General features: G+C 47.2%; 14 protein-coding genes. 7 read left to right on the plus strand and 7 right to left on the minus strand.

Annotated elements, in window-relative coordinates:
• Position 1: 1 nt before the first annotated feature.
• Positions 2–499, minus strand: a complete 498-nt coding sequence (napF, locus tag AC2204_RS08800; RefSeq protein ID WP_318925145.1) for a ferredoxin-type protein NapF — start codon at positions 497–499, stop codon at positions 2–4.
• Between the two features lie 286 nt (positions 500–785).
• Here napF and narQ point away from each other — a divergent pair, with 286 nt between their 5' ends.
• Genes narQ through AC2204_RS08815 form a run of 3 tightly spaced genes read left to right on the plus strand, consistent with a single transcriptional unit; the run spans position 786 to position 3452 of the window.
• Entirely contained in the window at positions 786–2477 is a 1692-nt protein-coding gene (narQ, locus tag AC2204_RS08805) for a nitrate/nitrite two-component system sensor histidine kinase NarQ (protein WP_318925146.1), read from the plus strand.
• A 10-nt stretch (positions 2478–2487) separates the two neighbouring features.
• A complete protein-coding gene (locus AC2204_RS08810; RefSeq protein WP_318925147.1) occupies positions 2488–3114 on the plus strand; it encodes a response regulator in 627 nt (208 codons plus the stop codon).
• Complete coding sequence (locus AC2204_RS08815; protein WP_318925148.1) at positions 3114–3452, plus strand: DUF4156 domain-containing protein; 339 nt, start codon at positions 3114–3116, stop codon at positions 3450–3452. Before AC2204_RS08810 ends, AC2204_RS08815 begins: the two co-directional genes overlap by 1 nt.
• A 73-nt stretch (positions 3453–3525) precedes the next feature.
• Here the strand turns inward: AC2204_RS08815 and AC2204_RS08820 are convergent, their stop codons facing one another.
• Positions 3526–3807, minus strand: a complete 282-nt coding sequence (locus AC2204_RS08820; RefSeq protein WP_107281808.1) for a winged helix-turn-helix domain-containing protein — start codon at positions 3805–3807, stop codon at positions 3526–3528.
• Between the two features lie 576 nt (positions 3808–4383).
• On the opposite strand from AC2204_RS08820, the gene AC2204_RS08825 reads away from it, so the two are divergent.
• From AC2204_RS08825 to AC2204_RS08840, 4 genes are read left to right on the plus strand one after another with little or no spacing between them, the layout of a single operon-like run.
• Entirely contained in the window at positions 4384–4752 is a 369-nt protein-coding gene (locus tag AC2204_RS08825; protein WP_318925149.1) for an ArsC family reductase, read from the plus strand.
• A gap of 11 nt (positions 4753–4763) precedes the next feature.
• Entirely contained in the window at positions 4764–5897 is a 1134-nt protein-coding gene (gene dapE / locus AC2204_RS08830; protein ID WP_318925150.1) for a succinyl-diaminopimelate desuccinylase, read from the plus strand.
• Complete coding sequence (locus tag AC2204_RS08835) at positions 5894–6589, plus strand: M15 family metallopeptidase (protein WP_318925151.1); 696 nt, start codon at positions 5894–5896, stop codon at positions 6587–6589. The genes dapE and AC2204_RS08835 overlap by 4 nt, the downstream gene beginning before the upstream one ends.
• Positions 6590–6772 (plus strand): DUF2897 family protein, encoded by a 183-nt coding sequence (locus AC2204_RS08840; protein WP_107281811.1) that lies wholly within the window; start codon positions 6590–6592, stop codon positions 6770–6772. It abuts the gene before it with no gap.
• A gap of 91 nt (positions 6773–6863) precedes the next feature.
• On the opposite strand, the gene AC2204_RS08845 is transcribed toward AC2204_RS08840, so the two are convergent.
• The 5 genes from AC2204_RS08845 to gpt form a co-directional block, all read right to left on the minus strand.
• Positions 6864–8105 (minus strand): glutamate-5-semialdehyde dehydrogenase, encoded by a 1242-nt coding sequence (locus AC2204_RS08845; protein ID WP_413466690.1) that lies wholly within the window; start codon positions 8103–8105, stop codon positions 6864–6866.
• Positions 8106–8161: 56 nt separating this feature from the next.
• The gene (gene proB, locus AC2204_RS08850; RefSeq protein WP_318925153.1) at positions 8162–9361 is read right to left on the minus strand and encodes a glutamate 5-kinase; all 1200 of its coding nucleotides are present in this window, start codon (positions 9359–9361) and stop codon (positions 8162–8164) included.
• Between the two features lie 131 nt (positions 9362–9492).
• Positions 9493–9897: a sigma factor-binding protein Crl gene (gene crl, locus AC2204_RS08855; RefSeq protein WP_318925154.1), complete on the minus strand. Its 405-nt coding sequence runs from the start codon at positions 9895–9897 to the stop codon at positions 9493–9495.
• Between the two features lie 200 nt (positions 9898–10097).
• Complete coding sequence (frsA, locus tag AC2204_RS08860) at positions 10098–11357, minus strand: esterase FrsA (RefSeq protein WP_318925155.1); 1260 nt, start codon at positions 11355–11357, stop codon at positions 10098–10100.
• Positions 11358–11772: 415 nt separating this feature from the next.
• The gene (gpt, locus tag AC2204_RS08865; protein ID WP_318925156.1) at positions 11773–12231 is read right to left on the minus strand and encodes a xanthine phosphoribosyltransferase; all 459 of its coding nucleotides are present in this window, start codon (positions 12229–12231) and stop codon (positions 11773–11775) included.
• Positions 12232–12259 lie beyond the last annotated feature (28 nt).

Raw genomic sequence — 12259 nt, forward strand, 5'->3', positions numbered from 1 at the left:
ACTATTTCTCTTCTGCTTCGTTAATCACCATGGCGATTGCTGATGTCGGACAAACCGATAGACAGGCACCACACCCCGTGCAATCTTCTGCATTCAGATCCGGCAGAGCAACTCCGCCAGCTTGCGGCCTGAAATGTATTGCTTGTACTCCGCACATATCACCGCAACTACGGCATTCAATCTTGTTATATGCCAGACAACGCTGATTAATCTGAGCTTTCAGCTCCCAGGGGGTATCTGTTTGTGGATGAAACAATGACTCTGGACAAGCCTCTGCGCAGCGGTAGCAAAAAGTACATTCACCATCACCGTGGTTAAAGTCGATAGTTGGAAATCCCCCGTCACCTTTTACAATAACCTGGGGTTCACACGCACTGATGCATTTATTGCAGCGGGTGCAGCTCTCAGTGAAAAACGCTTCATCAATAACCCATGGCAAACGCTGCAATTCAGGATTGCGACGACGCTTAAACATATTACGGCGTGAACGATCGAACATGTGTTAACACCTTTGGTAAAATAATGTAACAATGAGCATTTTACTGACAGCAGCCAATACGCTAAGACGGAATCAAACTTGTCACAACTCTTCATCTTTTTATATGAGTAGTTTAAATCCAGTAATAATTGCTTAAATACCCCGTAAGGGTTAAATAGAGGTGAAATTGTTTTAGATCAATAAAGTGGGATGATATAACTTCCACTATTCGACTATGGGCAACAAACCCCAGTTTCGCTTTAATATATCGAACACCATTTAATCTATTGTTATATAAGGAATCTAAGTGCAAAACAGGCCCCTTAAGTCAGTGACTACAACCATAGCCCGGGCCATGCTGGCTATCTTGTTATTGTCAGTGGCGACCACCAGCTTTGCACTGCTTACGCTTGCTTCCAGTTTGAATGACGCTGAAGCAATCAATGTTTCCGGTTCGCTGCGTATGCAGAGCTATCGCTTAGCCTACGATATTCAAACCGAGTCACCTCAATTGTCAGATCACTTGGATCACTTCGAAAAATCGCTATTTTCACCGTCAATGGCCGCACTGGAACACTGGACCGTGCCTACCGACATTAAAACGCACTATTACGGCTTAATTGGTCGCTGGGAAAATCTTCATCTACAGCTCGAGACCTCCGATCGCCAGCAGTACTTAGAGAATGTCGCCAGCTTTGTCGATCGCATTGATGGCTTTGTCTTTGAGCTGCAGGAATTCTCTGTCATTAAACTGCAGGTGTTGTCGGTAATCGGTGGTATTGGGTTAAGTCTGATCTTACTCGTTGCCTTATTCACGATTCATTTCACCCAGCGAAAAATCGTTTCCCCTCTGAATCAATTAGTCACAGCCAGTGAACATGTCCAAAATGGCCTTTTCGATGTTAGCCTAGATATAAAAAGTGATAATGAGTTAGGCTTACTGGCCGATAATTTTTATAAGATGTCTTCTGAACTCGGAAAATTATATCGGGGGTTAGAGAAGAACGTGAATGAGAAAACACGTCGCCTGCGTCACGCCAATGAATCACTCCAGGTACTCTATAACTGCTCACAAGAACTGTCAGTCAGCCGGTTAACCCCGCAAAATTTCTCTGCCATGCTAGACACCCTGGTGGCGGTGGAAGGATTAACGGCAGCTAAACTGATTATAGAAGAAAACAGTGGCGGGCGGTCTGAGCTAACCGCCGGAATTGAATCTACCCAACCATGGCATTTTCAGGATTTAGCCATCGACGGGCAAGTGCTTGGCCAGCTATGGTGGCAATATACCTTGCCCTGCCCGGACCAAACGTTGATCGATAATATATCGCGCATATTAGCCCGAGGGATCTATTACAACCGGGCCCAAAAGCAGAGCGAGCAATTGCTCTTAATGGAAGAGCGGGCCACCATCGCACGCGAGCTACATGACTCCTTGGCACAATCATTATCTTATCTGAAAATCCAGATGACCTTGCTAAAACGTCAATTAGCCAGTAATGACACCGATAATGCTAATCAGATTCTGGCCGATATTGATAGCGGGTTGTCAGGCGCGTATACCCAATTAAGAGAATTGCTGAGCACCTTTCGCCTCACGATCAAAGAAGCCAACTTTGGTGAAGCCTTGGTAGAGATGCTTAATCCACTGGAAGAGCAGACAGATGCGCTGCTGATCATTGATAACCACTTGTCATCGCTCAGCCTCGATGCCCACCATCAGGTACATCTACTGCAAGTGATCCGTGAAGCGGTACTCAATGCGATAAAACATGCCCATGCTGACGAAATCATCGTCTCTTGTGAGCAAAGAGGTGATCATGTAGATATAAAAATTCGTGATGATGGGTTAGGTTTCGATCCTAACAGAAAAAAACTAAACCATTATGGTTTAGCCATTATGACCGAGCGAGCATCACGCCTACATGGTGATCTTCAAATAAATACAGTGCCGGGCGCAGGCTGTGAAGTGAGCCTCACCTTTTCACTTCAGATTTAAGGACATTAATATGACGTCTTGGAAAATAATGATTGTAGATGATCACCCGTTAATCCGACGTGGGATCGGCCAGCTATTAAGTTTTGAACCCGATTTTGAACTGATTGGCGAAGCCAGCAATGGTGCTGATGCCATAGCACTGGCGAATGAGAAAAACCCCGACCTGATCCTGCTCGATTTAAATATGAAGGGAATGTCGGGCTTAGATACCCTCAATGCGCTGCGGGCTGAAGGGAGCAGCGCCAGCATTGTTATTCTGACCGTCTCTGATAGCCGTTCCGATATCAAAGCGTTGGTTGCTGCAGGGGCTGATGGCTACTTGCTAAAAGATACCGAACCCGATGAACTCATCAGCCAGCTAAGGCAAGCGTTATGTGGCGCCAAGGTCTACAACGATCTAGTTCGGGATTACTTAGAAGATACCAGCGAACAAGATTCTCTGCTAAACACGCTTACAGACAGGGAAATGCAGATTTTACAAGAAGTTGCCAAAGGCTATCGAAATAAACAAATTGCCGATGCATTATTTATTTCAGAAGCGACCGTAAAAGTACACATGAAGAGCCTGCTAAAAAAACTACAGGTCAAATCACGTACCGCGGCAACTGTTCTTTATCTGGAAGCACAAGGGCAATAATGAAAAAGAATCTGATGATAGTACTGGTATCTTTGTTCTTATTCGGTTGTGAAACAACACGGCTGAACAACGAAAGCAGAGATATACAAGTTGTGTGGAATAATAGCGGAAAAATCAACCAATGTACCCACAAAGAAACCATCACAAGTTCTGAGGGGCACTGGTATACATTTTTGTTTATCGGCAATCAGGAGTTAACTGAGGGGGCACTTAACGCACTGAAAAATCGTGCCAGTGCACTTGGGGCCAATACCATCGATTTGTACGCGCCACGAACATTTAGTACATCCGTTACCATGATGGGTAATGCTTATGTCTGCCCACCACCGCTTAATTAACGTCCCATTCATCGTCCCCCTTCAGAAATGGAAAAACCGCAACAAGTGCGGTTTTCATTTATACCGAAAGGTATTAGCTCGCCAGTGAAGTGATCAGATCACCCTCCCGATCTTCAACCCATTGCAGGTCGAAAGGCCCCCAGTCACTTAACTGGTAATAACCATCATTGTGTCGCTTACCATCCTGAATAAAGGTGAGCTCTATCCCTAAACCAGGTAACGCTTTTAATACATCCTGAATGGTACGACGTGGCCATCCCGTCTGTTCAATCAGCCTTGGGACGTTTGGCCTTTCGATATGCTCGACAAGTAATGCCAGATAAAGACGACGAGCAAAAACCGGATTCAGTTCCATTGAGACCTCCATAATACTAATTTGAGTAATCATCGGGCCTGTTACGGATTGACAGCCGAGCTTTATTCCCTCATAGCCGATCTATATATTCAGCATGCCCTAGGTATCTACTCACCGCCACAGCCAAAATGACAACGGATCGAGCAACGACATACAGATGACTATTCAAATTGGTATAAAAGAGGCTTCATTATTCAGAGTAATAAAAATGAAATGTTGAGTTTGATCAAGATGGGAGACGGTTTAGCCACCAATACAGAACAGAAAGCGATTCAGATCTCATTTTTGTGATCTTGCATGTAGGCTCACCACCTCCCTTTCAGCCTCCACACCTCCATAAAGAGTCAGTAATTCTGAGCAAAGCTCACGAATCCAGCATTCCGGTGCATTGTGATCGCCTTACGTATCCATTAAGGTTGCCTATATATTCATCATCACCCGAGCACTTTATCTTTGTAGTGGCACTGTACTATGTTAAAGCCATGTAATGCCAATTGATATAAACCCCATTGCTAAGCCTGTGTAATCTCGCTATAAAGGAGAGCTAATTTGATAAAAAAGTCAGTCAGCTCAACTATGAATACAATTGCCTACGGTATTAAAAACTGCGACACCATCAAAAAAATGAAAAAGTGGCTGGATGCAGAGAACCAGGATTACACCTTTCACGACTACCGCGTTGACGGTCTAGATCAAGCCATGCTGGAGCAGTTTGAATCAGAATTGGGCTGGGAAGCAATGGTCAACAAACGCGGTACCACTTACCGTCAGCTTACTGACGACCAAAAGGCAAGCCTCGATAAAGAAACGGCTATGACGCTAATGCTGGAATACCCGGCAATGATCAAGCGCCCACTGCTCGTCCATAACGGTAGCTACTACCTGGGCTTTAAGCCCGCCCAGTACCAAACAATTTTTCAACCGTCACTTTCTACTCAGAAATAAAGGATACAAGGATGTCAGACAGCCCGGTAATTGCACTGGCAAAAGATCTTATCAGCCGCAACTCCGTTACCCCGGAAGATGCAGGCTGTCAGGACGTGATGATTGCCCGTCTTGAAAAACTCGGCTTCACAATTGAAACCATGGTCTTTGAAGATACCACTAACTTGTGGGCTCGCCGTGGAACGAAAGCCCCCCTGTTTGTTTTTGCCGGCCATACCGATGTGGTTCCAGCCGGATCATTAGAGCAATGGCATACCCCACCGTTCGAACCGACGATCATCGATGGTTATCTGCACGGTCGGGGAGCCGCCGATATGAAAGGCTCATTAGCCTGCATAATCGTCGCCGTTGAACGTTTTCTGGCAGAAAATCCCGACCATCCAGGTTCCGTGGCACTGCTGATCACCTCAGATGAAGAAGGGCCCTTTATCAACGGGACAACCCGTGTAATTGATACCCTGGAAGCACGTAATGAAAAAATCGATATGTGTATTGTCGGTGAGCCATCCAGTACTCATGCGGTCGGCGATGTCGTCAAGAATGGTCGCCGGGGGTCGCTCACCGGTGATTTGACCATAAAAGGCATTCAAGGCCATGTCGCCTACCCGCACTTAGCTGAAAATCCCGTTCATGAAGCGCTGGCGGCATTGGCTGAACTGGCGGGGACGACTTGGGATAACGGTAATGCCTACTTCCCCCCTACCAGCTTCCAAATCGCCAACCTTACCGCAGGAACAGGTGCCTCGAACGTTATTCCGGGAGAGTTTCATGTTCAGTTTAATTTTCGCTTCAGTACCGAGCTGACGGATACCGACATTCAGCGCCGTGTTCATTCGATGCTCGATGCCCACGGTTTAAACTATGAACTAAAATGGACACTGAACGGTTACCCGTTCTTAACCGATGAAGGTACATTGGTTGAAGCCGTGGTCGCCGCCGTTGAAGACGTGAATCATACCAAGCCAGAACTGTTAACCACAGGCGGTACCTCTGATGGTCGGTTTATTGCCCGAACCGGCGCGCAGGTTGTCGAGCTTGGCCCGGTCAACGCCACGATCCACAAAGTCAATGAATGTGTCAAAATTGCGGATCTTGAGAAGCTGACTGATATGTATCAGAAAGTGTTAGAAAAAGCACTGCGATGATCACCTCTACTTCTGCTCGGCAGCTTACTGCCGAGCAACTCACAGGCAGAAACAGCGGCCACTTAGTGGGTCATCAAAACTTCCAGTTGCATCACCTGATGCAACCGGCTTTCGCTGCGCTGCAGCAAGCCGCCCAACAGGCTGGGTTTGATATGCAGCTGGCCAGTGCATTCCGCCCTTTTGAACGCCAGCTATTAATCTGGAACAACAAGTTCAACGGTATCAGGCCATTGCTTGATAGCCAATGCCAGCCATTAGATACCAGCAAGCTCTGTGAACTGGACAAAATTATTGCCATCATGCGTTGGTCAGCCTTGCCGGGCGCCAGCCGCCATCACTGGGGCACAGATGTCGATGTCTATGCACAGAACTGTTTGCCCGTCGATACGCAATTACAATTAGAGCCATGGGAATACGCATCAGGGGGTCATCAGGCAGAATTTTATCAATGGCTTAAACACCATATGGCTGAATATGGCTTTTATCTGCCCTATGCAGAGGATCGCGGCGGGGTCGCTATAGAGCCCTGGCATATCAGCCACCATCCGGTAAGCCGGGAGTTGTTGGCACAACTGACACCTGAGCTGCTCTACCGCACACTTAATCACAGCCAAATAGCAGGAAAGTCGCAGATACTGGCAAACCTTGATAACCTCTATACTAGGTTCATTAACAATATCTGTGAGGTCTAGATGGAATGGTTACTAAACCCTTGGGTGATCTCAGCCATCGTTCTCAGCGTCGTGGTCAGTAATATTATGGCCTTAAAATATACCGCGAACATGAAGTTTGGCTACCGTGACAAGGCCAAATACCTCAAAGAGAAGCACGACCGTGAAAAGGCCGAGAAGGAAGAGCAAGATCCGAGTGATTAAATGCGAAGACCTAGAAAGAAACTAGTATCGAGTATCTAGAATCTCGATACTAGATTCTCGACTCTAGATACTCGCTCCTCGCACCTTCAAACTACGGGCGTACGAGGTAATTCGCTTGCCCTACCCACTTGTAGCTGGTCAGCTCTTCTAAACCCATAGGGCCACGGGCGTGCAGCTTCTGGGTTGATACTGCAACTTCAGCCCCTAAGCCAAACTGCGCACCGTCAGTGAAACGCGTTGACGCATTCACATAGACAGCCGCAGAGCCAGCCGCGTTAACAAATTGCTCTGCTGACTGAATATTATTCGTCAGAATCGCATCAGAATGGCTGGCATTGTGCTTACGCATATGAGCAATGGCTTCCTGCACATCGTGGACCACTTTGACGCCAAGGGTATAACTTAGCCATTCCGTGTCAAAATCACCGTCAGCAACACGGCGCAACTCAGCCGCCTTACCTTCAAGTAACTCATAGGCGGCCTCATCGGCGACTAAAGCAACATTACTGCTATTTAAACGCTCGGCCAGGCGAGGCAAGAACGCTTCGGCCACTTGTTCACTCACCAGCAGCGTATCTAATGCGTTACAAGCTGATGGGCGTTGTACCTTGGCATTCTCAACAACGTCCAGTGAACGGGCGAGATCTGCCGAATGATCGACATAAACATGACTAATACCGAAGCCACCAATAATGACAGGTATCGTACTGTTTTCCTTGCACATCTTGTGCAAGCCAGCACCGCCTCGCGGGATGATCATGTCGACATACTGATCCAGTTTGAGCAATTGTGACACCAGCTCACGGTCCGGTTTGTCAATATACTGTACCGATGCCGCAGGTAAGCCCGCCTTCTCCAGCGCTAGCTGGATCACTTTGACCAGTTCCATATTCGAATGGAACGTTTCGCGGCCACCACGCAAAATGCTGGCATTACCGGTTTTCAGACACAGTGCTGCAATATCGATCGTTACATTCGGACGTGCTTCATAGATAACACCCACCACCCCCAATGGCACACGACGGCGACTCAGGCGCATCCCGTTTTCCAGTACACGGCTATCTAATTCAGCGCCAACCGGATCACTTAAGCCGATCACATTGCGAACATCGCTTGCAATACCGCTCAGCCTGGCTTCATTGAGTAACAGGCGATCAATGAGTGCGTCTGTCATTCCGGTTTCACGCGCCGCTGCGATATCTTTGGCATTGGCAGCCAGAATTACATCTTTATTCGCTTCCAGCTCATCAGCAATAATCGCTAACGCCTGATTCTTTTGTGCTGTGGCTGCAGTAGCCAATTCGAAAGCCGCTTGCTGCGCAGCTTTACCCATATGTTCAAGATTCACAATTCTTCCTCTATTAACCAGAATGTTTCAATGGTTCAGGTTTAGATCACAACAAGATCATCACGATGAATGGCAACAGGGCCATACTCGTAGCCTAAAACCGAGTGGATATCCTGGCTGTGTTTTCCGGCAATCTTAGCCATATCCAGACTTGAATAGCGACAGATACCACGGGCGAGCAAGACGCCGCGAGTATCAAAGATACGGGCCACTTCACCACGCTCAAAAAGCCCATTGACTTGCGTGATACCTTTAGACAATAAGCTACTACCACGCTGTTGCACAGCGATCGCCGCACCAGGATCAATAATAATATCCCCCGCAGGCGGAGGACCCGCTAATATCCAGCGTTTACGGCTTTCCAGAGGGGACTCAAGAGGCAGGAAACGTGTCCCCACAGAATCGCCATTGGCGATATCTGAAATAACATCGGGGCGACTGCCTGCGGCGATAATCACTTCAATACCGGCCCGGCGTGCCACATCGGCAGCCTGCAGCTTCGTTGCCATGCCGCCAGTACCTAAGCCGCCAACACTACCACCGGCTAACTTACGTAACGTTTCGTCAATCGTATGGACCTCACGAATTAACTCCGCCTCTGGATTATGCCGAGGATCGGCAGTAAACAGGCCAGGTTGATCGGTCAACAACAGCAATTTATCTGCTCCGCCTAAAATACCGACCAAGGCCGATAAATTATCGTTATCGCCGACTTTAATTTCTGTTGTGGCAACCGCATCATTTTCATTGACGACCGGGATGATTCCGTTGTCTAGCAAGGCATTAATCATATCGCGGGCGTTAAGGTAACGCTCACGATCATCTAAATCTGCACGGGTTAGCAGCATTTGGCCTACATGCAGGTTATAGATACCAAACAAGCTCTCCCATTCCTGGATTAGGCGGCTCTGGCCAACCGCCGCAAGCAACTGCTTACTGGCCATCGTTTTCGGCAATTCAGGATAGGCCAAATGTTCTCGGCCTGCTGCAATCGCACCAGATGTCACAATTATGATTTTATGACCCTGACGACGCAAATAGGCACATTGACGAACTAACTCGACCATGTGAGCGCGATCTAGTTTCAGCGTTCCGCCCGTCAGCACACTGGTGCCGAGTTTAACGACAATAGTCTGCTTGACTGTATGGCTTTGCTTTAGGGATTGGGCCTGCCTCTCAACTCGAGAGTGTTCGCCCGCGAAATTCTGCTCTGTAGCATTCAAGTGATTAGTATCTACCATTGGGATTAAACAAATAGAGTGATAAATATTGATCTAATTGTTGTATCAATCCCATAGCCAGATCACAAGAAAAATGCTGCATTAGAAGGCAGAATTCATAAAAAATAGGCCAGACAGCCCTGATCTTGCAATTATGCCATCGAACCTAACGCCGCTTCTTTCAGATCATCCGCCGCAGTCACTTCCAGTCCACACTCTTCCTGTAATAAATTTGTCAGCTTGGAATAGAAGTCGCCAATAGTCTGGACAACCGCCTCTGCATGTTTGGCTGGCACTTTATCCTGGTTCCAGTTACCTTCACTGTCATAGCGACCAAAGTAATAGCGGTATTCAAACCCTGAGTCGGTCGCCGTCAGCACCAGCCACCATCCCCAGAATTCACGCTCTTCGGGTGATTTTTTCGCACTGATGCAACTGGCCAGACAATCGAAGAAAAACTCCCCTTCTTTTGAATGCTGTTGCCGCAGATAAGGCCCCAAGGCAGTCAATTTAGTCATTAAACGGCCATGAGGCGGAAAAACAGTGTTCGTCGTCATTAGCGTATCCCCATCCATAGTTATACCGAACAACAGTCATTCAGAAAAAACAGCCAGAAGCAAAAAAAGCAGTTACCACACACAACCGCTCAATCACGGACTTAAAGGCATATTCCAATTCGGCAGTGATACCATTTAAGCCACAAAGCCCTTTGCATAGCAACATTTTATTTACATCACATGCTCTTTCCGCCACCAGATTAAGTAAGCTTCTCCTTCAGCCAGTCAACAACGGTTGTCATCGCGCGATGATAGCCGTCATGCAGCGGCGTGTCGGGTAAGATTATCGCCTTTCCGCCCCGGCTCGACGTCGCAATCAATTGATTATCCATTTCGGCGCAAACCGGATCGTTATTCAGGCTAATACCCAACATCGGTATATCCACTTTTCGTCGACCAAGCAACCCTTGTTGTTTCAGTGACCAGGCTGATAAGTGTGAGGTCAGGCTGGCTTTTGACACTCCGTTTTTCCCCATTCTCGATGCAATGACATCCAAGGTCATCCGTGGTATCGCCTCCAACATTTTCGGCTGTGATAATATCCCATGAATCATCCCGCCTAAACTGACACAGGTTTTCAGTCTGCTAGGCTCCAGAAAGCCTAGACGAATCGCGGCATTACCACCAAAACGCAAGCCCAGCATGGCAACATTATGGTGATCAACCCAGGGCACATCGCGGATCTGCTGTAGTAAAGCCTGATGTAGCCGACTGGTATCTTCGGTTAATGGCCAATGGGAACTGTGACCGACCGAGGGCATATCCAGGGTGACCATCGCAAACCCTGCCGGCCCTAGATAATCCCTATATAGTCGCCACAGATCCGATTGCAAGGTATCTAAACCACCGCTGACAATCACGGTTGGCAACAACTTGTCGGTGCGAGGCAAATGAATATACGCCTGGAATGTCTTACCTTCATATTTTACATCGATGGTTTTCATCTGATGGGGCATTAATGCCATCGCTTCCCGGTAAGTTTGACTGGCCTTCACTTCAGCCTGTGCCGCCAGCGTATCCCCTTTTATGTGCGGATAAGCAGCAACACTGTAATACATACTAGCACTCAATAAAGTATGGGCCGCTTGCTCTTTTTTACCGGCATCGGCTAATGTGCGCGCATTTTTGAGGTAGCTCGCCCCCGATTGCGCCCACTCATAAATCCAGTTTCCCGGTTTATAACCAATCACAGTGTCAAGAAGCTCATCATTGGTTCTGGCTGCATCGGAGTTGGCCATTCTGGCAAAAATAGCTTCCATCTCGATGGGATCAATACCTTGCCATGCCCATTGAGGACGACGTAAAACGCGGTACCACCCATTTTCACTATCGCCATCAATATCGTTATGAACAGCAGCAGCACTAATATGGGCTAACTTCACCAGACTCGACGTTTCTTTTGAGGTTTGGCGAGGAGCAAAGAGCTTTTCAGATAAATTCGTTTTTGAAGGGTCAGACACAGTTGGCTCCAGTGATCAAAGTCCTATTTCCTGCACCATTAACCGGACCAATGGTAAATAAGGCCAGTGATAGCCAGCTCTGCAATAATTCGATCTATACAAAACAGATCTACAAAATACTGGTCTACAAAACACTGATCTATAAAAGCCAAGCCACAGCCTAAGGAGAATACTGACGGCTAATGTCAGGAATACCATACAGCCTATAGTATACCCAAACCACCTCAAGATGCAGGGGTCAGTGTCAATTCATTCGCTTTTAGTCAAGGCTGCCATTTCAGTGAATAGTGATTCTATTTATCTTTTCCGCTCAACAAAGATAACCAATCTCAGGACGGAATAATTGATACAAAAAAAGAGGCGTCATCTCTGACGCCTCTTTTTAAATGACTTATCGACAAGGTCGACCGTGATATTACTGCTTGGAAACTGGATCGACGTAAGTCACGGCCATGTCCCATGGCTGCTCAATCCAAGTATCTTGAGGAATATCAACAACGTAATCATCAACCAGATGTTTACCTTCCGGTTTCGCACAAACTGTGACAAATTTCGCTTTAGGGTACATAGCACGGATCATTTCAGCAGTACCGCCAGTATCGACCAGATCGTCAACCACTAAGAAGCCTTCACCATCTCCCTCAGCTTTTTTAACCACCTTCATTTCACGTTGGTGGTCGTGGTCATAGCTTGAAATACACACTGTATCAACGTGACGAATGTTAAGCTCACGGGCAAGGATCGCAGAAGGAACCAAACCGCCACGGCTAACTGCAATAATACCTTTCCACTGATCAGCCGGCAGTAATTTTTCTGCTAACTGACGCGTGTACATTTGCATGTTATCCCATGTGATAACGAACTTATTACTCATATCCGATGAACCTCTGTGTTAGCGAAAT

The sequence above is a fragment of the Photobacterium sp. genome, assembly GCF_057456235.1.

Bases quoted from the DNA above. Each gene is read 5' to 3' on its own strand.
- napF (WP_318925145.1), bottom strand. From the start codon at position 499: ATGTTCGATCGTTCACGCCGTAATATGTTTAAGCGTCGTCGCAATCCT.
- AC2204_RS08820 (WP_107281808.1), bottom strand. From the start codon at position 3,807: ATGGAACTGAATCCGGTTTTTGCTCGTCGTCTTTATCTGGCATTACTT.
- crl (WP_318925154.1), bottom strand. From the start codon at position 9,897: ATGACGACGAACACTGTTTTTCCGCCTCATGGCCGTTTAATGACTAAA.
- dapE (WP_318925150.1), top strand. From the start codon at position 4,764: ATGTCAGACAGCCCGGTAATTGCACTGGCAAAAGATCTTATCAGCCGC.
- AC2204_RS08845 (WP_413466690.1), bottom strand. From the start codon at position 8,105: ATGGGTAAAGCTGCGCAGCAAGCGGCTTTCGAATTGGCTACTGCAGCC.
- AC2204_RS08835 (WP_318925151.1), top strand. From the start codon at position 5,894: ATGATCACCTCTACTTCTGCTCGGCAGCTTACTGCCGAGCAACTCACA.
- AC2204_RS08810 (WP_318925147.1), top strand. From the start codon at position 2,488: ATGACGTCTTGGAAAATAATGATTGTAGATGATCACCCGTTAATCCGA.
- AC2204_RS08840 (WP_107281811.1), top strand. From the start codon at position 6,590: ATGGAATGGTTACTAAACCCTTGGGTGATCTCAGCCATCGTTCTCAGC.
- gpt (WP_318925156.1), bottom strand. From the start codon at position 12,231: ATGAGTAATAAGTTCGTTATCACATGGGATAACATGCAAATGTACACG.
- AC2204_RS08815 (WP_318925148.1), top strand. From the start codon at position 3,114: ATGAAAAAGAATCTGATGATAGTACTGGTATCTTTGTTCTTATTCGGT.
- AC2204_RS08825 (WP_318925149.1), top strand. From the start codon at position 4,384: ATGAATACAATTGCCTACGGTATTAAAAACTGCGACACCATCAAAAAA.
- proB (WP_318925153.1), bottom strand. From the start codon at position 9,361: ATGGTAGATACTAATCACTTGAATGCTACAGAGCAGAATTTCGCGGGC.